This is a genomic window from Leptospira bouyouniensis, from assembly GCF_004769525.1.
GTDB lineage: Bacteria > Spirochaetota > Leptospiria > Leptospirales > Leptospiraceae > Leptospira_A > Leptospira_A bouyouniensis.
The window spans coordinates 113,991-134,525 of the sequence record NZ_RQFT01000003.1 but is presented as its reverse complement, the minus strand read 5'-3'; the positions used below and the strand labels follow the sequence as shown (position 1 = coordinate 134,525).

Annotated in this window: 22 protein-coding genes; 12 read left to right on the top strand and 10 right to left on the bottom strand. The window is 37.7% G+C overall.

The window, feature by feature from the left end; genetic code table 11:
* Window positions 1-8: 8 nt before the first annotated feature.
* Window positions 9-1,304, top strand: coding sequence for a DUF1501 domain-containing protein (locus tag EHQ43_RS02210; RefSeq protein ID WP_135753679.1), 1,296 nt, complete (start codon window positions 9-11; stop codon window positions 1,302-1,304).
* Between the two features lie 213 nt (window positions 1,305-1,517).
* Complete coding sequence (locus EHQ43_RS02205; protein WP_208730859.1) at window positions 1,518-1,847, top strand: acyl carrier protein; 330 nt, start codon at window positions 1,518-1,520, stop codon at window positions 1,845-1,847.
* A gap of 156 nt (window positions 1,848-2,003) precedes the next feature.
* Here the strand turns inward: EHQ43_RS02205 and EHQ43_RS02200 are convergent, their stop codons facing one another.
* Both EHQ43_RS02200 and EHQ43_RS02195 read right to left on the bottom strand, forming a co-directional pair.
* A complete protein-coding gene (locus EHQ43_RS02200; protein ID WP_135770030.1) occupies window positions 2,004-2,528 on the bottom strand; it encodes a hypothetical protein in 525 nt (174 codons plus the stop codon).
* A 1-nt stretch (window position 2,529) separates the two neighbouring features.
* A complete protein-coding gene (locus tag EHQ43_RS02195; RefSeq protein WP_244242601.1) occupies window positions 2,530-3,915 on the bottom strand; it encodes a porin in 1,386 nt (461 codons plus the stop codon).
* Between the two features lie 198 nt (window positions 3,916-4,113).
* Here EHQ43_RS02195 and gmd point away from each other — a divergent pair, with 198 nt between their 5' ends.
* Together gmd and EHQ43_RS19800 are read left to right on the top strand one after the other, a co-directional pair.
* Window positions 4,114-5,130: a GDP-mannose 4,6-dehydratase gene (gene gmd / locus EHQ43_RS02190; protein ID WP_135770028.1), complete on the top strand. Its 1,017-nt coding sequence runs from the start codon at window positions 4,114-4,116 to the stop codon at window positions 5,128-5,130.
* A gap of 227 nt (window positions 5,131-5,357) precedes the next feature.
* Window positions 5,358-5,492 carry a hypothetical protein gene (locus tag EHQ43_RS19800; protein WP_279631055.1) on the top strand — a complete coding sequence of 45 codons (135 nt, stop codon included), beginning with the start codon at window positions 5,358-5,360 and terminating at the stop codon, window positions 5,490-5,492.
* Between the two features lie 23 nt (window positions 5,493-5,515).
* On the opposite strand, the gene EHQ43_RS02180 is transcribed toward EHQ43_RS19800, so the two are convergent.
* The 6 genes from EHQ43_RS02180 to EHQ43_RS02155 form a co-directional block, all read right to left on the bottom strand.
* Complete coding sequence (locus EHQ43_RS02180; protein WP_135740338.1) at window positions 5,516-5,821, bottom strand: STAS domain-containing protein; 306 nt, start codon at window positions 5,819-5,821, stop codon at window positions 5,516-5,518.
* A 48-nt stretch (window positions 5,822-5,869) separates the two neighbouring features.
* Window positions 5,870-7,081: a Crp/Fnr family transcriptional regulator gene (locus EHQ43_RS02175; protein WP_012476075.1), complete on the bottom strand. Its 1,212-nt coding sequence runs from the start codon at window positions 7,079-7,081 to the stop codon at window positions 5,870-5,872.
* A gap of 78 nt (window positions 7,082-7,159) precedes the next feature.
* Window positions 7,160-7,687 carry a tetratricopeptide repeat protein gene (locus EHQ43_RS02170; protein ID WP_135740339.1) on the bottom strand — a complete coding sequence of 176 codons (528 nt, stop codon included), beginning with the start codon at window positions 7,685-7,687 and terminating at the stop codon, window positions 7,160-7,162.
* Window positions 7,687-8,760 (bottom strand): vWA domain-containing protein, encoded by a 1,074-nt coding sequence (locus tag EHQ43_RS02165; RefSeq protein WP_244242661.1) that lies wholly within the window; start codon window positions 8,758-8,760, stop codon window positions 7,687-7,689. Before EHQ43_RS02165 ends, EHQ43_RS02170 begins: the two co-directional genes overlap by 1 nt.
* 92 nt (window positions 8,761-8,852) lie before the next feature.
* Entirely contained in the window at window positions 8,853-9,479 is a 627-nt protein-coding gene (locus EHQ43_RS02160; RefSeq protein ID WP_135770026.1) for an NUDIX hydrolase, read from the bottom strand.
* Entirely contained in the window at window positions 9,479-10,699 is a 1,221-nt protein-coding gene (locus tag EHQ43_RS02155; protein ID WP_135753672.1) for a ribonuclease D, read from the bottom strand. The genes EHQ43_RS02160 and EHQ43_RS02155 overlap by 1 nt, the downstream gene beginning before the upstream one ends.
* Window positions 10,700-10,740: 41 nt before the next feature.
* On the opposite strand from EHQ43_RS02155, the gene purF reads away from it, so the two are divergent.
* The 5 genes from purF (at window position 10,741) to EHQ43_RS02130 (ending at window position 15,462) form a co-directional block, all read left to right on the top strand.
* Window positions 10,741-12,168 (top strand): amidophosphoribosyltransferase, encoded by a 1,428-nt coding sequence (purF, locus tag EHQ43_RS02150; protein WP_135753671.1) that lies wholly within the window; start codon window positions 10,741-10,743, stop codon window positions 12,166-12,168.
* A complete protein-coding gene (queD, locus tag EHQ43_RS02145; protein WP_012387208.1) occupies window positions 12,168-12,542 on the top strand; it encodes a 6-carboxytetrahydropterin synthase QueD in 375 nt (124 codons plus the stop codon). The genes purF and queD overlap by 1 nt, the downstream gene beginning before the upstream one ends.
* Entirely contained in the window at window positions 12,543-13,295 is a 753-nt protein-coding gene (gene queC / locus EHQ43_RS02140) for a 7-cyano-7-deazaguanine synthase QueC (protein ID WP_135770025.1), read from the top strand.
* 47 nt (window positions 13,296-13,342) lie between these two features.
* Window positions 13,343-14,788 carry an SBBP repeat-containing protein gene (locus EHQ43_RS02135; protein ID WP_244242600.1) on the top strand — a complete coding sequence of 482 codons (1,446 nt, stop codon included), beginning with the start codon at window positions 13,343-13,345 and terminating at the stop codon, window positions 14,786-14,788.
* Window positions 14,789-14,850: 62 nt separating this feature from the next.
* The gene (locus EHQ43_RS02130; protein WP_135770024.1) at window positions 14,851-15,462 is read left to right on the top strand and encodes an SGNH/GDSL hydrolase family protein; all 612 of its coding nucleotides are present in this window, start codon (window positions 14,851-14,853) and stop codon (window positions 15,460-15,462) included.
* A gap of 207 nt (window positions 15,463-15,669) precedes the next feature.
* Here the strand turns inward: EHQ43_RS02130 and EHQ43_RS02125 are convergent, their stop codons facing one another.
* Window positions 15,670-16,380 carry a DUF1554 domain-containing protein gene (locus EHQ43_RS02125; RefSeq protein WP_244242599.1) on the bottom strand — a complete coding sequence of 237 codons (711 nt, stop codon included), beginning with the start codon at window positions 16,378-16,380 and terminating at the stop codon, window positions 15,670-15,672.
* 606 nt (window positions 16,381-16,986) lie between these two features.
* On the opposite strand from EHQ43_RS02125, the gene EHQ43_RS02120 reads away from it, so the two are divergent.
* The 3 genes from EHQ43_RS02120 to EHQ43_RS02110 are packed head-to-tail and all read left to right on the top strand — an operon-like array spanning window position 16,987 to window position 19,357.
* Window positions 16,987-17,277: an NAD(P) transhydrogenase subunit alpha part 2 gene (locus EHQ43_RS02120; RefSeq protein WP_035983036.1), complete on the top strand. Its 291-nt coding sequence runs from the start codon at window positions 16,987-16,989 to the stop codon at window positions 17,275-17,277.
* Entirely contained in the window at window positions 17,277-18,674 is a 1,398-nt protein-coding gene (locus tag EHQ43_RS02115; RefSeq protein ID WP_135753667.1) for an NAD(P)(+) transhydrogenase (Re/Si-specific) subunit beta, read from the top strand. Before EHQ43_RS02120 ends, EHQ43_RS02115 begins: the two co-directional genes overlap by 1 nt.
* Before the next feature lie 11 nt (window positions 18,675-18,685).
* Entirely contained in the window at window positions 18,686-19,357 is a 672-nt protein-coding gene (locus EHQ43_RS02110; protein WP_135740348.1) for a response regulator transcription factor, read from the top strand.
* 187 nt (window positions 19,358-19,544) lie between these two features.
* On the opposite strand, the gene EHQ43_RS02105 is transcribed toward EHQ43_RS02110, so the two are convergent.
* Complete coding sequence (locus EHQ43_RS02105) at window positions 19,545-20,513, bottom strand: tetratricopeptide repeat protein (RefSeq protein WP_341867034.1); 969 nt, start codon at window positions 20,511-20,513, stop codon at window positions 19,545-19,547.
* Between the last annotated feature and the right edge of the window lie 22 nt (window positions 20,514-20,535).

Genomic DNA, 20,535 nt, shown 5'->3' with positions numbered 1-20,535 from the left:
GAATCATCATGCACCGCAAAGAATTTTTACAAAAATCAATTTTAAGCCTTGGAATGGGATCCCTTTTATTATCCCAAAATCCTTTTGTTTCACTTCGATCAGAAGAAGAAGAAAAGGAACAAGAATCCATTGCGCTTCCATCCAAAGTAAAGACAGTGATTTTCATCGAGATGATGGGGGGAATGAGTCATGTGGACACACTTGACCCAAAACCAAATAGTGCCTTTTCCAAAGTGAACTCAAGTATTTCGGGGCTTTCAGTTCTTGAACCATTTTCCCTTACCGCTAAACAACTGCATTCGATCGGAATCATTAGATCCACTTGGAGTGAAGAAGGTGACCATGGATTTGCACAGATGTTACTGGGGACCGGGTATCGAATGACTGAAGCTATGGGATTTCCAGACATTCCCCATTTTGGATCTGTCATCGCTTATGCAAAAAAATCGAAAGTCAAATCATCGTATTTCCCAAGTTATGTGACAATCGGTGGTAGGGGTGGTAAAAATGGAAATTCTGGATTTTTAGGAATCAATTATTCAGGCTATCATGTTGGCAATGTGGATGAACCCATTCAACATTTGAATCCATCTCATGGTAAGTTTTCAGAAGAACGAATCCTTCGAAGGAAGGATTTAGTTTCGTTTATGAATGAAGAATTTTCCAAAAACTATCCAACAAAAGAAGCAATGAATTGGAAAAAGATGTTAACCGCCGCCGAAGAATTTCGTAATTCTAAAGACATCGATAGTTTTCGCATTAGTTTGGAAGATGAAAAAACAAGAGTCAGGTATGGTACCACTTGGCAAGGAAAAGCGATGTTACTTGCCAAACGACTCGCCAAACAAGAAGTACCATTTATACATATTTCTATCGGTGGTTGGGACACTCATACAGGGAACAAAGCCCAAATCACAAAGATTATGAAAGAAACCGATATGGGAATTGCGGCTCTATTAGAAGACCTCAACCAAACAGGTCTCATCAAACAAACGTTATTTGTTTTAACAAGTGAGTTCGGAAGGACACCTGATGTCGGATCTCGGGATGGTCGTGACCATCATCCAAAAGTTTGGTCCACACTCATTGGTGGTGGTCCCTTCCAAAAGGGATTTGTTTGGGGTGAAACAGATGAATTGGGGGGCAAGGCAATAAAACCAAATGAAGCCGTCCATGTTCGGGACCTCGTTGCTACAATTTACAAGGCTGCAGGTGTGGATCCTGATGGAGAACTCATTAATTCCTTCGGTCGTCCATTTTTACTTACCACTAAAAAGGCAAAGGTCATTGAAGGTTTGTTATAAGCTGTAATGCGTCATTTGTTCAATAATGATTATTACTCAAGGAATCCTTGCTTTGTAATTTTAAAATGATGATCATAGTAATTGAATAATATGATGCATATTTTTATTAATATATTTTTGATAATTGTATTTATAACATTATTTTTTATTTTATTCACCGTTTATGAAGGTTGGTCGAAAAAACGAAAAATTGAGAAAGTATTTTCCGGAAGAATGAAATTGGATGCAAAATCATTCTATGAAAAATATTTTAAGTCACTACATATACCGGAAGATATTGTTATAGATGTTAAGGAAATATTGGAAAAATATTTAGATGCTGATTTATCACGAATTTCCGATGAGGATGATTTCTCGAAAAACTTAAGTTTTTTTTGGAAATTTGACTCTATGGCTGATGTAGAAATTATTTTGGAAATCGAGAATAAATTCAACATCAAAATAGAAAATAATGAGGCATTAAATACTACAAAACTTAAGGATTTAGTCATTCTTGTGTGGAAAAAAATCCAAGATAAAAATGATAAAAATTCAAAAGAATGAAATTTGAAGAAAAAGCTGTAATCATTATTTGAAAATAAGAAATTTATGAATGATTAGATAAGATTAATCATGATGACTTTATTGAAATTATGAAATTACAAAATGTAATCATGCGAAATTTCATAATTTCAATTCTTAAAATTTAAGTGGTATCCATTAATTTTTTTGTGCTCGATCAACACAAAGATATCCATTGGTTAGGATCGTATCTAAAGATGTGGTTCGATCCGTTGGGTTAAAATATGTTTCAGTGAAAATGGAACCTGTCGCTATGTTTTGGCAATCTGTCATGGCAAACTCTTTAGTATCGTTGGGTTTAACATAGACAATGGTATTTACTTTTGTCGTATCACCATTTGGTTGGTATCGACAAACACCGACTAGGTTTTGAGTCGAACATTTGGCACTGGATTTTGTATAACCAGGAAGACAGGTAAGTTCTTCTCGTGTGACAGCATAGGATTCGATACAAGATGGGCTATAATTGGAAGAAGCAGAACATGATCCTAAAAATTGAAAACTCCCACTAAAACCTGTGCGGCCTGCATTCAAACTCGCAACATACATCGTTTGCAAACATTGATTTTGTGTCTCTTTGATTTTATCTTCTCTTTGTGCTTGGCAATAGAAGAGATTAAAGATGAAAAAGAAAAATAAGGAAAAAAGAATCAATCGTTTCATATTAATAAAATACCTGTATTTGAGTTCGAACAACATGATCTCCTTCTGCAGCAGTAGGAGTTCCGGTATAATAAAAATAGTCTGTTTGCCATTTGAGGTTGTGTTCGGCAAAATAATAGGATAAGGCTCCTCCCACTTCACGAGAATACTTCATAGTCGGATCGGTTTCCCCTAAAGGTCGAAACTCTCCAAATCGAAAAACCAACTCATATTGATTAGTGAATAGATACCCTAGTTGCACAAAATGGCCTTGTCCACTTCTGGAATATTCTCTCGTGAGCGCAGAACTAACGGTTCTCTCCACATAGGCAGTGTTTGCTCTCCGCCACAACCATTCATACTGAAAAGAAAATCCCATCCATTTGAAATAGATATCTCCGGCCGCATGGCTATAGTTAAATTTTGCAAAACTATATTCCGTTCCATGTGTACTCAAAGATCGATCAGAATTTTTGTTATAAGCACCTGAAACACCAAAAGAAATTTTTGGATCTTTGTATCTTGCAAAATCAACTTCGGACAACCAATCGTTATCAGAACCAGACTTTGACATCCCACCGAAAGGAGAAAAAATAAATCGAGCAACTGTCAATACACCGGGAGTTTGTCTTTCGACTCGGTTACGACCTTGACCACCAAAAACTCCCAAATAATAAGCAAACATTCGTTTGTTGCCAAATAGATCTTCAGAAAATAGGTAGGCTCCTACATCACGGTCTAAGTTAAATTCAGAATTCACACTAGACCTATCTACTGTTTGTAGAGCACTAGAAGAATTCCATCGTTGTCTACTGAATGGAACTTTCATTTGACCAAAGGCAACTTTTACGTCGCGGTATTGGTTGTAGATGATATTGGCATCCCTTAAGGTATTTCTCCTTTGACTTTCCATATCTCGTTCCGCAAAGCCCAACTGTAAGTTTACAAGCCAAGTATCATTGAAAAGACCTGCGCGTAAGGCAAGTCTCGTTCTTCGTACCAGAAAGTTCGATGTGTCTTGAGAAGGATCCAATTGAAATGTTTGGTTCCCTTGCATCTGGGATCGGAATCGGATTTGGATTGAATGTTTGCCATCATTGGAAACTGCACGAATCCCTTTGCCAAGACCTGTTTCCCAATTAGATTTGTTTTCGGTTGCCGGTGCAACTGTTCCCGTGTTGGTAGGATTTGGAGTTGTCGGTGAGGTTGTGTTTCCACTGTTCGCAGGATTAGGAGATGAAGCCGAGTTTCCTGTGTTCGGCTGGATGGGGGATGGATTTGTGTTTTGTAGCTCTTTGTTTGTTTGAGAAATAGGGGTTTCCTTTTTCTCATCTCCCAAAGGTATAGATTGATCCGTGGTGCCTTCTCGTTTCTCTTGGGAGAAGAGGGAGATAGTTGGTATTACCAAGGCAAATACCAGGAAGAGAGAAACAATAGATGACCGTTGGCGATGTAACATTTTTGTAATAATTGTAATATTTGCCAAATTGTTAAAGAAACGGGAAAAGGCAAAATGAATTCAGTGGGAATTTTGGGATAATTAGTGAACTTGAACCCATTTTTGCCTTTTCATTATGAAGATTCTTGAAAAACTGTTCTCTGATCTATGAAAAAAGCACTCATAACAGGAATCACAGGCCAAGATGGTTCCTACTTAGCAGAACTCCTCCTCGAAAAAGGATACGAAGTCCATGGTATCGTTCGTAGAACCAGTTTGTTCAACCGTAATCGGATTGAGCACTTACATGGAAACCCAAACCTATTTTTGCATTATGGAGATCTGACAGATTCCTCCAACTTAAACCGAATTTTAGAAAAGATCCAACCTTCGGAAATATACAATCTTGCTGCCCAATCACATGTTCAGGTTTCTTTTGAGGTTCCGGAATACACAGCAGAAGTAGATGCAGTGGGAACCCTTCGAATTTTAGATGCTATCAAACAAACAGGTATTAAATCAAGGTTCTACCAAGCTTCTACTTCTGAATTGTACGGTCTTGTACAAGAAGTCCCACAAACTGAAAAAACACCATTTTATCCACGTTCGCCGTATGCGGTCGCAAAACTTTATGCTTATTGGGCGGTAGTGAATTATCGTGAAGCTTATGATTTGCACGCATCCAATGGAATTTTATTTAACCATGAATCTCCAAGACGCGGTGAAACTTTTGTGACTCGAAAGATTACTCTCGGTGTTTCGGCAGTGAAAGCTGGCAAACTTCCTTTCATTACGATGGGAAACATTGATTCAAAACGGGATTGGGGATACGCTCCAGATTATGTTGAGATGATGTGGATGATGTTACAACAAGCCAAACCTGATGATTACGTTGTGGCTACGAATGAAACTCACACAGTTCGTGAATTCATTGAAGAGTCTTACAAAATTGCTGGTTATGAAGTGGTATGGGAAGGCAAAGAAGACAAAGAAATTGGTAAGGACAAAAAAACTGGCCAAGTTCTTGTGAAAATTGATCCTAAATATTACAGACCAACTGAAGTAGAACTTCTCATTGGAAATCCTGAAAAAGCAAAACGTCAGTTAGGTTGGGAACCAAAAGTGAAGTTCAAAGAACTCGTTAAAATTATGATGGAAGCTGATTTAAAAGCTCAAGGATTTTAAGCCAATCCACTAAGAGCCTTGTAACGATTCACAAACTCTTGGTTGGATACTTTTGTATGACCTTCTCGGTGTAATCCGGGAAGGAGTCTCTCCACAAAATACATTCGGATTTTCCGTTTGTGTTTGGCTGGAACTTCTCCTCTAAACTCACAATGAAAAATTCTTTTACGAGTTCATCTGTACTGGAAGAAATATTAATTTTTCAATGGGTTTTGGCATAAAGAAGAATGAAATCTTCTATTATGGGTATTGCAATTCAATTTGTGAGAAAAGAATTTACTCTTGTGGAAATCAATCTCCCCATTGGAATTTCAATCAAAGTATATATATTTGAAATGGCAACTGGGGAAAATCAGATTTGAATTAAAAAAAATGGGATCGTGAATTAAATTCCAAAAAACTGATCTAACATCAATTTTTTCAAAGTTTCTTTTAGTTTGTCTTGGATGTTCACAATTTTAACTACCATTTTCTTTTCGTCCGCTTTGTTTTTGAAGGAAAGCAAACGAGAGATCCCAAGGGAACTGACAATCACCACTTTTTCTAAGTCCAAATAAATCTCTTGGACATTCTTCTCTAATATATCCGCTAGAATTTCACGTAGTTCGGGAGCATTTCCATCTAGGATTTGGTCCATAAAACGAACACGGATCGTATTTCCTTTTTCTTCAACTAGTATTTTATCACTCATATTTCTTTGGCCTCTAACATTAGTCAGGAGAAATAAGTTGGCAAGAAGTTATTTCAGCTTCTTGAGCTTATTCTCCATATTAGCCTTCTTATGGTAGAATTGGACGAGTTTTTCCAACTCTGCCATGTCGGAACAAACAATTTTTCCCATATCCATACGAATAAATTTATTATTTTTCATGATATCGGAAATAATGAGTTCGTCTTTTGGATCAGTGAGACCCACCATCTTGAGTAGGTCTTTGGTTCCAATTTCGAAATTATATGCTTGTTTCGGAGCAACTTTGATACGGTTTTTTTCCGCTAAGGTCATAAGTGTGTCCACAATACGACCTTGTGGGTCTTTTAATAGAAGGTTTGCCAATTGTTTATAAGCAATCCAAATCCTTTCAGACAAAAGTGTAATGAGGCGAGTCGCGAGTTGAGGTTGGGCTTTCACCATTCCCTCAAAGTTAGCTTTGTTGATGGCAAGGAGTTCCACATCACCTGCAGCAACGGCAGAAGCAGAACGAGGTTTGTTATCAAGGATGGCCATCTCCCCAAAAATATCTCCAGCTTGCAGAACAGCGAGCATCACTTCGTTTTGGTTTACGATTTTAGAAATTTTTACTTTTCCACTTTGTAAAATGAATAGTTCCTTACCAGGCTCGTGTTCACAAAAGATCATTTCACTATCTTTGTAATTTCGATTGAACTTAGTGTAATCAATGGGAGCGGATTGAAACGCTTGGTTCATTGTTTGTAATCGAAGTTTTGCCTGCGGTACAAATTGACCATTTGGTAAATGTTTTAAATAACTTTGGTAAGCAAATGTTGCATGAGAAGTATTTTGCTGTTGGAAGTAGTATTCACCAATCTTAAAGAGTTCGTTTGGATCTTCTTCGACAGCATTACGAAACGATAATCGTGTTATTGTAGTATCAAATTGTCGTAACTTCATAGAGAAGAAACGAATGATATTCATCGCAACTGCCGTTGACTTTTGGATGAGTGTTCCAAATTGGTCGTAACTAACAGAGATTAATGATACATTTGTAAGGGAAGTTGCGGATTCAATTTGTGGGTGTTGGCTCATCGCCGCCACAACACCAAAAAAGTCACCCGGTCCTAAAACCTGATTGGGGTCTTCACCAACAACAGCCGTCTCACGAGTGACACGTACTTTTCCCTCGCGGATGATATAGAAATTGTTCGCATCCTTTTTCCCCTCTACAATGATGTAGGAGTTCGCCGGGAAAGTAACCATTTGAAAAAACGACATTCTTAAATCTCTGAACCCTTTTTGCTCAACGTGCCTAGTTTATTATCGGAGATCCCTAGGGCAATATTTTCGTAAAAATTACTTATTTTTACTCTCTCCTAAAATTTCCATCTGAGTCAGTTCTAATTCTGCTTCTTGTGCAATTTTACTAGAATACGTATTTTTGATAATGTCCTGAAAAATCTGATATGCTTTGTCTTCTCGGCCCATTCGTACATACGCTTTTCCTGAAATTAAATACGATTCGAGGCCTTCTTCCGTATTGGGAAATTCTTTATAGATTTTCAGTTCATTTTCGGCAAGGGCTAAAATGTCGCCCGTCATCCGGTAATTGGAGCTCAATGTTTTGCGCACTTCCCTTGTTTTGGGATGCCCTGGATACAAAATCAAAAAACTTTTACAGGTTTCGACTGATTGGTAATGGTTTCGGTCTTCTAAAAATTCTTTGGCTTTTTGGAAGAGTAAATCACCTTGTTTTTCCCTTTCTTTGGCAAAAACGGCTTGGGTATTGCCGAGGGCTGATAAGGAAAAAAAAGTTCCTAAAAGCAAAATCGTCAGTATGAAAATCCGAGTTGGACCCCGCCAAAGTTTAGAATTCTGTCTCATTACTTATCATTTCGGTCAGAACTGACTTTCTCGTGAATGGGTTTTTCATCAGAAAGGGCAATAATTTTCGGCACCGTTGTCATATCCCATAGCTCGACAGAAGACTTCATACGTTTTCCAGGTGGAAAGGGGATCACAAAATGTCCCTTCCCTTCTTTGCCACGTTTCCATTCAATCCGATGGCTCACTAAATCACCCATCCGTCTCTCTCGTAGCGGTGGAATCGGGAAACTGCGGTGTTTTTCTTCGGCTGGGTATAGATAGAATTGGATCATGTATTCCGTTGGATCGTTGGCGGAATATTCATAATTTACTATATACCCATTTTCGGATCCATCTTCATAAGGTAAGATATTGACAATTTGGATTTTACCAACATTTTGAGTGTTTCCAATCGAGCCATCATTTGATGGAGTGATGGGAATGTTTGTAAAGTCTGATTTGGTTTCTGGTGTTTGCAAATGAGAAAAGATCTTTTGGAAAGATTTATCGTAATCACCTGGAGTTTTCAGAGGAAAGTAATTCCCTTCGCCTAAAATCGAAAGCCGTTTCAAGTCCTCTTCACCTTTAGGATCAATGTCTATGCCAAGGATTTGTAGACGAAATTTTTTTCCGGACTGGCGCCAGTTGTACAATACAGATTTGGGATCCCCTTCACAACTTTCCACACCATCCGAGATAAAGATAATTTCAGTTTCTACCTGGTCATTCAAAAGGTATTCGCCCACCACTTGTAAGGTTTGGGCAATAGGTGTGGAACCGGCAGGGACAATGGTTGTCAGTTTTTGGCTTACGACAGATGCTCCTCCTCTTTGGATGGGATGGTATAACCTTGCAGATTGGCAACCTGCGATCCGATTTCCATAAGCTACGAGACCAACACTTGCATCTTTAGGTAGACCACCTAATACTTGTATTAGTTTTTCTTTCGCAACGGCCATCCGAGTTTTGCCATCCCATTTTTCGGACATAGAGCCACTAGCATCCAGAATAAAAACATAGCGTTTGTTAGGTGAAGATTGCGAAAGAATTGTTTGGAATGTGAAAATAAATGAAGATATGACTAAAACTATAACAATTCCCCAACGGAAATTTGTACCGAGTTTTGCAATGGATTCGTTCTGTTTTCGCACTTGTACAAGATCGGCGAAAAATCCTTTTCCCCTTAGAGGGTTTTGGGATCTAAAAAGGGTGGTTTTGTGAGATTTGGTTTTACGATTTGTGGCGAACGGTCAAAGTGAGAGTGGTCCTTTAGGAAACGTAAAATCATTTCACAAGTGGCTCCCCACAAAAGTCCATCTGGCAGATCAAAATAATATGCAAAATGTTTCGGTTCTCTGCCTGGGATTTCAATCGCATAAAAAGGTTTGGTCCAAAGGTCGGCAAATGGTAATAAAATGATTTGTTCGACTTCGTCTACATTTCGAGAAAAACAAAAATCACCATTATATTTCGCTAAAAAGGGAGTGATATGAAACCCGGTGCGAGTGTGTAAACCTTCTAATTTGCCAAGTACATCGAGTGAGTTTCGACCAACACCCATTTCTTCTTCCCATTCCCTGAGAGCTGTCACGAGTAAATTGGGATCAGCTTTTTCCATCACACCTCCAGGGAAAGAGATTTGTCCTGGGTGACTTTTTAGGTGTTTGGCGCGTTCTGTGAGGATGATCCCCTCGGCGGTATCATTTGCACCAAACAAAGGAAATATGACACCGGATTTTGTTTCCGATGTATCAGGGATTGTGTCGAAGTCCCTTGAAAGTTGATTTACAAAGGACTCGTAGGGTAACATCAACCCTCATCTTTCGAGTTTTGGTTTTGTTTTTTCCTTCGTTTGGCTACAAATGCTTCTTTGGATCGGATGGCCACCAAACGGTTGATCATCGAATCAAAAGGAAGACCTTGGATTGCAGCAAGCAAACTTGGACCATAATTTTGTACTTTCCATTCAGAAAATACATTTAAGGCTTTTAGTTCTTCTAAGTTTTTGGGAGCTGCTTTCAATATTGTGATCAATTGTTTATTCGAAGGTAGTAACGAATGTTCCATTCGTCTAGCTCGCATAATGCGAAGTCGCCACTTTTTAGCATTTTCAAATTTATGATTTTCATCTTCGTTTAAGTCTTCACCATGTCGTTTCGAAAGTTCTGAAGTATCAATTGGATCATTATATTCAGAAGTCAAAAGTTTGAAAATTTCGGTTCCATCTTTTTTTCCAAACCATTCAATGCATTTTTCCTCGTTTGGATGGCCCTTCACTGCCTGTGATAATCTATCATTATTAAATACACGAAAACTTGCTTTGTTGATTCGTTTTGCTTTTTCATCACGATAACGAAGTAGTTCTAATATTTTTCTTCTTTCGAGAGGTGTGAAATTGAGGATGTCAGGAAATTTTCCAAGAGAAAATCCTTCTCCTTCTTTTGCCACGTAATCTTCTGAAGCTATGAATTCAAATTCTGATTTGGCTTCCTCATACAAAGACCTTCGTTTTAACTCTTCTTCCATTTTTAACCAGATGGATTCTAGATATGCCGTATCAAGCGCTGCATATTTGAGTTGTTGTTTTTGAAGAGGTCGAATCTCCCAATTAGACTTTTGTTCCACTTTGGAAAGAGTCACTTTGTGGTAATGTTCCACGACAAATGATAAAGAACTTTGTTCTAAAGACAATAATCGTGAACTGATCATTGTGTCAGCTGTGTTCACAAATTTGAAGCCGAAGTCACGTTTGAGTGCCTTAATGTCATCTTGTGCGGAATGGAAGATTTTCAGAATATTGGGATCTTCGAACAATGGACCCAAAGCTGACAAATTTGTGATTTTTAGCGGGTCAATTAGGTAGTTTTTGCCATTGGAATTGATCTGAATGAGACAAACTTTAGGGTAATATGTGTAATAACCCGAAGACTCTGTGTCAATCGACATGATTTTGGACTGCTTTAGATTGATCAGGGCCAAATCCAAAGCTTTTGCTGTATCGACGAGAATATAGTTGGAATTGATTTGCATCTAATTGGGATTTTGGAAATACTGCAATTGTCATTCTAACAATGATTCTCCAATCTGACAAACCAAAAGAAGAATGTGCCATATACGGCATCTACAATAGCAAGGAAGCTGCTAATTTTACCTACCTAGGTTTGTACTCAATGCAACACCGAGGCCAGGAGTCCAGTGGGATTGTCTCTACCGATGGTTCCCATCTATACCGGTATGCCAATATGGGCCTTGTGGCAAATATCTTCACCCAACCGAAGATCAAAGAGCTCATTGGGGATGCGGCCATTGGCCATAACCGGTATTCCACAACGGGAGCGAGTTTTTTAAGGAATGCTCAGCCCATCCGAGTGGAATCTCACTTAGGTCCTGTGGCACTTGCTCATAATGGAAACCTCGTGAACTCTTGGGACATCCGAAACCGCCTGGAAAGAGACGGATCCATTTTCCAAACCACCATTGATTCAGAAGTCATTGTCCACTTGATGGCCAAAAGTCATAAATCAGATTTACTCGAAGCACTTTGTGAATCTCTCGCTCAGGTGCGTGGTGCCTACTCTCTGTTAGTGTTGACTCCAAGATACCTCATTGCTGTTCGTGATCCCAATGGATTCCGTCCGCTTGTGATGGGGAAACGTTCCGATGGAGCGATTGTGTTCGCATCCGAAACATGTGCTTTTGATATAACAGACACAGAATACGTAAGGGATGTCGAACCTGGTGAGATGGTTGTGATTGACCATACGGGAGTGCGCTCTCTTTACCCATTTCCGAAAGCAAAACCAAGCCTATGTATTTTTGAATATATTTATTTCGCAAGACCAGATTCTTATATCTTTGAAGAATCTGTTTACAAAGTGAGAAAATCTTTGGGACGCCAGCTAGCGCGTGTTATGCCAGTTGAAGCTGACGTGATCATCCCTGTACCCGATTCCGCAAATATTGCTGCGCTAGGGTATAGCGAAGAATCAGGAATCCCCTACCAAAGTGGTTTGGTGCGTTCTCATTATATAGGTCGAACCTTTATTGAACCAGACCAAAAGATCCGTGACTTCGGTGCCAAAATCAAATACAACGTAGTGAAAGAAGTTGTGAATGGAAAACGTGTTGTCATCATCGATGACTCGGTGATGCGTGGGACTACTAGCCGGAAGATCATCAAAATGATCCGAAATGCTGGTGCCAAAGAAATCCATTTCCGTGTTTCCGCACCACCCACTGTTGCCCCTTGTTATTATGGAATCGATATTCCGACGCATAAGGAACTCATAGCTTCAACACACACCATTGAAGAAATTCAAAAGTACCTTCGTGTCGATTCACTTGCGTATTTAACATTAGACAAAATGCACAAGGCAGTTGAAGGGCATAAAGGTGGAGGTTTTTGTGATGCATGTTTTACATCCAATTACCCTGTCGAATTCCAAGACCATGCGGGAAACCAAAAGTCTCTATTTACAGAATACGCAACGGAAGAGTGATGGAAGAGATCGAACTTTCCAAAACCTTTGGTTTTGAAGCCGCCCATTTTTTGCCCAACGTTCCCGAAGGGCATAAATGCAAACGAATGCACGGGCATAGTTTTCGTTTTGCTGTATATCTAAAAGGTGAAATCGATCCACATACAGGTTGGATTATGGATTTTGGTGAACTGAAATCCATCGTAAAACCAATATTAGATGAACATTTGGACCATTATGTTTTAAATGATGTGCCAGGTTTAGAAAATCCAACTAGCGAAAATATAGCGGTCTGGCTTTGGAACCAACTCAAACCAAAACTTCCACTCCTAGACAAAATCACATTATATGAAACTTGTACGAGTTCCTGCGTTTATAGGGGTCCAAAAAAGTAAATGGTTTCCGTTTCGGATTCCAATCACAAATCCCAATCTGAAAAAAAAGGCGCCGTTGTACTTCTGTCAGGTGGCCTTGATTCCACCACCTGCCTTTACATTGCAGCCAAAGAATTTGGGTATCCTAAACATAAAAAATTACCATTGCTTGCTCTCTCATTTGATTATTCCCAGAAACATAAAATAGAACTTATCAAAAGTAAAAAAATAGCAAAAACCCTTGGAATCAAACATGTGATCCAAAAATTGGACCCTGGATTTTTTTTGGGAAGTTCGCTAACGGAAAAAAAAATTAAGGTAAGAAAAAACGCCAAATCACTGTTTAATGGTGATGAAAAGGAAATTCCAAATACTTATGTACCTGGTCGTAATATATTATTTTTATCGTTTGCATTGTCTTTAGCAGAGGGCCACGGTTATGATTCCATTTATATAGGAGTGAATGCACTGGACTACTCAGGGTATCCAGATTGTCGTCCGGAATTTATCGAATCCTTTCAAAAGATGGCAAATCTCGGAACAAAAAAAGGTGTGAGTGGAAAAGGTGACTCCATCCAAATCAAAACTCCTCTCCTACACTTGGGAAAAAAAGAAATCATAGAGCTGGGAATAGAAGTGGAAGCTCCACTACATCTGACGCATTCTTGTTATGATCCAATCAAAGGAAAACCTTGTGGCAAATGCGATTCTTGTATTCTAAGAGCCAAAGGGTTCTCGGAAATTGGATTGGAAGATCCCGCATTAACAATTTAAAATCGTTAATATTCTTCTATAACAATTCTCAATTTAGTTACGTTATAATGAAAGAGTTTATACAAATTAAAGTTATGCGAAAAATTGCAATTTATTTATTAATATTATTTCTCCAATTCATTAGTTTAAACTGTAAGCCGGTAGAACTGAATAATTCTTCCGATATTCAATCTAAATCATTTGTAGAGACCCAAATTCTAAAATGTATGTTGAGTGGTTGGGATTGCATTGAATTTCCACAGAATAATCAAGGCATCAAACAATGGTCAAAAATTATCGGGCAATCTGGTACATACCAAAGTTATGGAAATTCTACCGCAGTAGATCGTATAGGGAATGTGTATTTGATCGGTACAACATCTGGATCAGTATATAGCCAAAACAAAATTTCTCCTTCATCAATGAATGATATTCTATTAACAAAGTTTGCCCAAGATGGACAATTGATCTGGGCAAAACAAATGGGTAGTACCACAACTAGCTCTACATATGCTGAAATGAGTCATATTGATAACTTTGGTAATATATTTATCGTAGGTTCGGCCAATAGTCCTTTTAATGAGCTTGGATCCATTGGGGCAGGAGCAATTTTAATTAAACTCAGTGGTTCAGGAAATCTTCTTTGGACAAGGATGATTCCAACAGCAAGTGAAACGTTAGGTGCCGGTGTCACTTCAGATTATTTTGGGAACGTATACATAACCGGGAATACTGAAGAGCAGTTGTTAAATGGTCAGACAGCGACTGGAGGAAGGAATACATTTGTTTTAAAATACAACAGCCTTGGTGATTTAGTTTGGACAAAACTTTTTGACAATACTGGAATTTCATCATATGGACAGAATATCCAATATGAAGCAACAACTCAGTCAATTCTTGTAGCAGGCCAAATAAGTGGCGGGACCAGTTTTTTTGGAAAAACTCCACCTGGAAATCTAACTGATTCTTATATTGTATCGTTAGACTTAAATGGAAATTTTAAGTGGGCTCAAGTTTTAGGTGGAATAACAATCTCAACGCAAATTAGGACTATGTCAGTTGATCAGAAAGGTTACATTTATGTATCAGGTGATACAAACGGAAATTTAGATGGTATCGTAAAAGACGGTTCAACTGTTCAATTTTTAACTAAATTGAATGTTTTTGGAGAGAAAATTTGGACAAGGTTGTTAGGTGGTGGTGGAAGTAGTCTTACCTATGCGTACGGAGTTTATTCTGATAATTCAGGAAATGTTTATACCTTTGGTGGAACAAATGGAAATTTACTTGGAATTCCAAAAGTAGGAAACAATGACGCCCATTTAACTAAATATGATTCTAACGGTAACCTAATTTGGATACGGTTATCTGGAAATAACGGAATTGAACTTTCAGGGAGAGGAATTTCTGCTGATCGTTTTGGGACTCTTTACGTATCGGGATTTACTTCTGGTGGATTTGATGGACAAGCTAAATTAGGAACTTTTGATGCATTTTTAATTCAATATTATTAATTTTGAATATAAAATGAAAAAATTAAAACCATCTAATTTATGATATTGGTTTTAGGTATTATATGAACAAACTAATTATATTAATATTGTTATTACAATTTGTTCACTGTGACAAAACCAAGAATAAGAACGATGAATTGATTTTTAGTATCGTTCGACCCACATTAGGTATGTTTGGTGATAGTATTATGGCATCTTGGCCAGAGGATCAACTTAAACCATTTGTAGTCATTAAAAATGCTTTCCCTGCAAGAAAATCATCAGACATTTTACAGACAATTCAGTCCGACCAATCAAAATACCAAGCTTGCATTCTTAATGGAGGGATGAATGATTTTTATGGAAATTTATTTCTAAGGGAATCAGATTTAGAAATAACAATTCAAAACCAAATCCAATCGCTTACATTACTTCAAGGAAAATGTGATCATATACTTGTGATCAATTTTTGGTATGTTGAATTTCCTTGGCCAACAGAAGCAGTATTGAGATTAAACCTTTTGATGAAGGAACGAATCGTTTTTGTTCCACGTTTGGATTCGGAGTTATTTATCAAAAGCGGAGATTTATTGGATGGGGGTCATTTAACAGAAAAAGGTTACCAAAAACTCTCAGATAAAACATTTGAATTTTTCCGATTGAGAATGCCTTGGATTGATCTATTACCTAAATGAACAAAAATCAATTTAAAAGATATTATTCATCCAAACATAAAAATGATACCAACTAATGATTAGATTCGTTAACAAATAATGATCCCTGAAAACAAATCGCTTGAATCAAGAGTGATAGCAAAGGAACCACTATAAATTTAGCGGTTCCTTTGGATTCGTTAAAACAACAAGAGAAAAAGTTATTTGTTTTTGGATAATAAAGAGACTCTATTGTTCCACACAGATTGCTTTCCCTTTATAGACATTTCCAACCATAGTATTACAATTTCTTGAATTTTCTGCAAAAGTTCGGAAATCAGCATAAAGATATGCTCCTGTCATCGCATTTCCAATTCCTGTCCAATCAGAACAATCATCACCAGGAGTCCAGTCTGCATTTACACCCGTGAAAACATGATCACTAGCTCCATCAAACATATCTGGATCAATTACATTGGTCAGTGAAGAAACAAAAATACCATTGGCATTTGTAGTTGCGATGATTGTGGTTCCATCTTTTCGTTTGTATTGTTGGTTCGGTTTGAGAACCCAATCAATGTTTTCAGACGTTCCACCTGAGCAATTTGCTGTAGAACAGGCCCTTCTTTTTACTCCATCTGAAATCAATGCTTTGTAAGTATGACTACCTGATGGTTTATTTGCCGAATTGTTACAGTGATTATCAAAGCCAGAAATACCTGCATTCATAGGAGCAGTTGGATTTGAGATGAATATTTTACAAGTCCCCGTGGTTGCGCAGGAAGATGTTACTGAACTACTAGAAGTTGAACTGTTATTTGCAACGAGTGCAAGTGCACTAGCGATAGCCGTAATGTCTGAGTTATTTGATTCACAAGTAACAAAAGTTAAACATATTATAATCCTAATGGTTCCATATATCATGCGAAAGAAATTTTTTACGTTTTTAAAATTTGTCAAAATCGTACTCCATGTTGAGGCTTTTGGCCTTAAGTTGCTCAACAAGAGTCGGTTACTCGGAAAGACAGTCAATTTATTTTAGGGAAATCCTTAGTTATTTTTCTTTCCTGCCTTCGAATTAAAAAAATACGTATATTGTTTCTTGTTCTTGGATGATTTCGAATCTTAGCGAAGGTCGCTACAGATTGATGAAAAATTCGTCAAATCAATGTTATAAGAGAGAAACCTATGTCAGAATGTTTTTTCTAAGAATAAACTAACTATGATTATGTGGATAGATTTATTTGAGATAATAAGGTTAGCAATTGTTAGATATCGTTTCTTATACTTTCTGGATGAAGTTTTATGTCTCTATTAGTTGCTCCAATGAACTTTTAAGAACCAAAACACGATCATTCGGTAAAATTATGTTTTTGTTCTCTTGGGAGTCGAAATTTTTGATTCGTCTCTTTGGAAACAAGGGTTTTGGACCTATTTTCGATTTAAGAAACTCATTCCATACCCTGGAAATTTGGTTCAAAAGTTAGGAAGTGGGCCTCGTTTACGTAAAATTCCCTAAAATATTGTTTCCAAAATGGCCATTTTTTCCATAACTACTACTAGTTTATGGAAATATTTGTTACAGCCGTCACGATTTTCGTCCTTGCGATCTTCGTGGGATTTGAAATCATCACAAAAATCCCTCCCATCCTCCACACCCCACTTATGTCGGGTTCCAACGCTATATCTGGCATTACCTTGATTGGTGCACTTTATGCTGCTGGGATCCAAGAAAGTAATATCACCAAAATTTTGGGATTACTATCGGTTATTTTCGCTACTATCAACGTAGTGGGTGGATTCCTTGTCACACACAGAATGCTTGGCATGTTTAAGAAAAAGGATGCACCAAAATAATGGAACTCGTTAGTATTTTAAATCTCGCTTATCTCATTGCATCCATCCTATTTATCGTAGGCATCAAACAATTAGCACATCCAAAAACAGCCACTCGAGGAAACTTCCTTGGTGCCCTTGGGATGCTCATTGCCGTAGTCGCAACACTCTTTGATCGTGAAATTTTATCTTATGAATGGATCGCTGTTGGTGTTCTCATTGGTTCCGTAATCGGAATCATCCTTGCGATCAAAATTCAAATGACTGCAATGCCGCAGCTTGTTGCTGTTTTAAATGGTTTTGGTGGTATTGCTTCTGTATTTGTAGCTGGAGCCGCATTACAACTTTCCATCCCTAAGTATTCGTATGCCGTAAATTACCAAGAAGTGGTTTCAATTGTGTTCTCTGCCATTGTTGGTGGAATTACTTTCTCTGGAAGTTTTATCGCTTTCGGAAAATTACAAGGTTTTATCACTGAAAAAGCAGTTCGTTACCCAGGTGACCAACTCGTAAAAATTCTTGTGGGACTGACTGCTGTGGGACTAGGTGTGTATGGATGTTTGGAGCCAACAGATGAATCTATTTATTGGATTTTAAGTGGCGTTAGCTTACTCCTCGGTATCTTCCTTGTGATTCCAATTGGTGGAGCCGACATGCCTGTGGTGATCTCACTCCTAAACTCATATTCGGGAATCGCAGCATCTGCAACAGGATTTGTTCTCAATAACAATGTGCTTATCATTTCCGGTTCTCTTGTAGGAGCATCTGGAATCATTCTAACACAAATCATGTGTAAAGCGATGAACCGTAGTTTGACGAATGTTCTCTTCGGTGGATTCGGGGCTGTCGCTACAGAAATGAAAGATGATGGCGATTTTTACTCTGGTAAAGTGAAATCAACTAGCGCTGAAGAAGTGGCAATGTTACTAGATGTTGCTAGAAGTGTGGTGATTGTTCCAGGATATGGAATGGCAGTGGCTCAAGCGCAACACACTGTTAGAGATTTATACCAACTTTTGACAGCTCGTGGCATTGATGTAACCTTTGCGATCCATCCAGTTGCTGGTCGTATGCCAGGTCATATGAACGTATTACTTGCTGAAGCAGATATTCCTTATGATCGATTGAAAGAGATGGACGAGATCAATAGTACTTTCGAAAATGTTGATGTTGTGATTGTTAACGGCGCAAATGACGTAACAAACCCACTTGCAAAAACAGATCCTAAATCACCGATTGCTGGAATGCCGATATTGGATGTAGGAAATGCAAAAACAGTCGTAGTAATCAAACGTAGTTTGAGCCCTGGATTTGCTGGAGTTCCCAATCCACTTTTCATCGCTGACAACTGTTTGATGTTGTTTGGCGATGGTAAAAAAGCAACGCAAGAAATGATCGCAGCATTAAAAGAATCTTAGAGTCGGAAGTTATGAAAAAACAAGTCTATATCGTTGATGACCATCCACTTGTAGTCGATGCACTACAAAACCTAATCGCTAAATCAGAAGATTTAGAATGTATTGGAAGTGCGGATAATATTGAAAAAGCATTTAACGATATAGAACAGATGCAACCAACACTTGTTTTGATTGATATCCAACTCAAACAAAACCAAAACGGTTTGCAACTTCTGAAAAAGCTTAGAACAACATTTCCAAATATCGCCGTTATCATCATCAGTATGTTGACGGACGATACCTTTGTCGATCGCGCTTTTAAACTAGGTGCAATGGGTTATGTGTTCAAGGAAGATACTACCACACAAATTGTAGAAGCCATACATACAGTACTAAAAGGTGATTATTTTGTAAGCTCATCCCAAGCAACAAGGTTACTTGGGCATTTGTATCGTGCTTCCCAGAAAGATGAAAAAGATCCAATCGACAGATTGTCAAACCGTGAATTAGAAGTATTTCTCATGATTGGAGAAGGGATGCCTGTAAAAGAAATCGCAGCCAATATGGGCCTTGCTCCATCTACCATTGAAACTTTAAGATCTCGTATTAAGTCTAAACTCAGCATCACAGAAAACGAAAAATTAATCCGTGTAGCTGTTGAATGGAAGTATACCCAAGCCAAAACTGATATCGTAGTTTCGTAAAATGAATCCAATTTGATTTAGAACATAAATTTGATCGCTTATGTTCTATTTTAAATTGGTTTTTTAACCGTTTATCTTATTTCCGCATCCGATTTCTCTAAAATCTAAAATAGAAGTGAAATGATGTATTATCATTCAGAAGTTTTTTGCGGCCATTCATACATTTTACAATGCAAAATGGCTTCCATTAGTATCTCAATTTAAAGTAGTGATATAATAAATCTTTTCCTTCACGCGAAGAAAGTAACATTCTATAAGCTTCTGCAATTTTTGATTCATTTTGCGATTGTTTTTGGATAAAATGAAAAAAGTCATTCGCTCTTTCATCAAATCCTAAATTGAGAAGTAAGTTTAGATAAAAACTTTGGTCGTACTCGTCGGCAAACGGAGAATAGGCGATCGGTCTTAATAAATTCTCTGCTTCTCGCCATTTTCTCATTTCAAAATAACAACGAGCATATACTTTCTTTTCTCTCCAACCGAGCGCTCTTGGATTTTTTAAATAGGTAAGTGATTTTTTTGGATCTTTGTCCATAAGGTAAATGACACGACCCATCAAATGAGATGCTTGCATATGTTTAGGATCTTGTTCCAAAATAGACAAAAGTTCGATTTTTGCTTTATCGACTTGATTTAGTTCCAAATAGGTTTTCGCTAAAATCAATTTGGCTTCATTGTAATTTGATTTGTATTCTAATGATTTGTTTAAGGACGAAATCGCATTTGGATAATCTTTTAAAATATAATAAGCGAGTCCTAAATTATAATGGTAAAAAGGATTATAAGGAGAGATTTGATTGGTTTCCAGCCAAGTTTCTTTTGCTTCTGACCAACTATCTTCTTGAGCATAAATCATACCAAGAAGGAAACTTGCAGCTTCGTGATTTGGTTCTTTCTTTAAAGTTCGATTTAAACTTTCTTTGGCTTCTTGCCATTCCATTCGTGAATACAACAAACTTCCATTAAGATAATCATATTCAGCAAAAGTTTTATACACGTCCGATTGGATTTTTTTCCATTCTGAGTCTGCCAAAACAAAACGGCCATAACGAAGTGCATTGATAATATTGCGACTTACCTTTTCAATTTCGATTTTTGCGTTGAGCTCAATTGATTCTTGATCCTCTGCATCAGCCGATAATGAAAGGAAGGACATAAAAAAGATTAGAATGGAAAGG

Excerpts from the sequence above, each read along its gene's own strand:
- EHQ43_RS02155 (WP_135753672.1), bottom strand. The coding sequence starts at position 10,699 with ATGCAAATCAATTCCAACTATATTCTCGTCGATACAGCAAAAGCTTTG.
- EHQ43_RS02135 (WP_244242600.1), top strand. The coding sequence starts at position 13,343 with ATGAAAGAGTTTATACAAATTAAAGTTATGCGAAAAATTGCAATTTAT.
- gmd (WP_135770028.1), top strand. The coding sequence starts at position 4,114 with ATGAAAAAAGCACTCATAACAGGAATCACAGGCCAAGATGGTTCCTAC.
- EHQ43_RS02180 (WP_135740338.1), bottom strand. The coding sequence starts at position 5,821 with ATGAGTGATAAAATACTAGTTGAAGAAAAAGGAAATACGATCCGTGTT.
- EHQ43_RS02120 (WP_035983036.1), top strand. The coding sequence starts at position 16,987 with ATGGAAATATTTGTTACAGCCGTCACGATTTTCGTCCTTGCGATCTTC.
- queC (WP_135770025.1), top strand. The coding sequence starts at position 12,543 with ATGGTTTCCGTTTCGGATTCCAATCACAAATCCCAATCTGAAAAAAAA.
- EHQ43_RS02175 (WP_012476075.1), bottom strand. The coding sequence starts at position 7,081 with ATGTCGTTTTTTCAAATGGTTACTTTCCCGGCGAACTCCTACATCATT.
- EHQ43_RS19800 (WP_279631055.1), top strand. The coding sequence starts at position 5,358 with ATGAAATCTTCTATTATGGGTATTGCAATTCAATTTGTGAGAAAAGAA.
- purF (WP_135753671.1), top strand. The coding sequence starts at position 10,741 with ATGATTCTCCAATCTGACAAACCAAAAGAAGAATGTGCCATATACGGC.
- EHQ43_RS02130 (WP_135770024.1), top strand. The coding sequence starts at position 14,851 with ATGAACAAACTAATTATATTAATATTGTTATTACAATTTGTTCACTGT.
- EHQ43_RS02105 (WP_341867034.1), bottom strand. The coding sequence starts at position 20,513 with ATGTCCTTCCTTTCATTATCGGCTGATGCAGAGGATCAAGAATCAATT.
- queD (WP_012387208.1), top strand. The coding sequence starts at position 12,168 with ATGGAAGAGATCGAACTTTCCAAAACCTTTGGTTTTGAAGCCGCCCAT.
- EHQ43_RS02200 (WP_135770030.1), bottom strand. The coding sequence starts at position 2,528 with ATGAAACGATTGATTCTTTTTTCCTTATTTTTCTTTTTCATCTTTAAT.
- EHQ43_RS02205 (WP_208730859.1), top strand. The coding sequence starts at position 1,518 with ATGAAATTGGATGCAAAATCATTCTATGAAAAATATTTTAAGTCACTA.
- EHQ43_RS02160 (WP_135770026.1), bottom strand. The coding sequence starts at position 9,479 with ATGTTACCCTACGAGTCCTTTGTAAATCAACTTTCAAGGGACTTCGAC.
- EHQ43_RS02170 (WP_135740339.1), bottom strand. The coding sequence starts at position 7,687 with ATGAGACAGAATTCTAAACTTTGGCGGGGTCCAACTCGGATTTTCATA.
- EHQ43_RS02115 (WP_135753667.1), top strand. The coding sequence starts at position 17,277 with ATGGAACTCGTTAGTATTTTAAATCTCGCTTATCTCATTGCATCCATC.
- EHQ43_RS02210 (WP_135753679.1), top strand. The coding sequence starts at position 9 with ATGCACCGCAAAGAATTTTTACAAAAATCAATTTTAAGCCTTGGAATG.
- EHQ43_RS02110 (WP_135740348.1), top strand. The coding sequence starts at position 18,686 with ATGAAAAAACAAGTCTATATCGTTGATGACCATCCACTTGTAGTCGAT.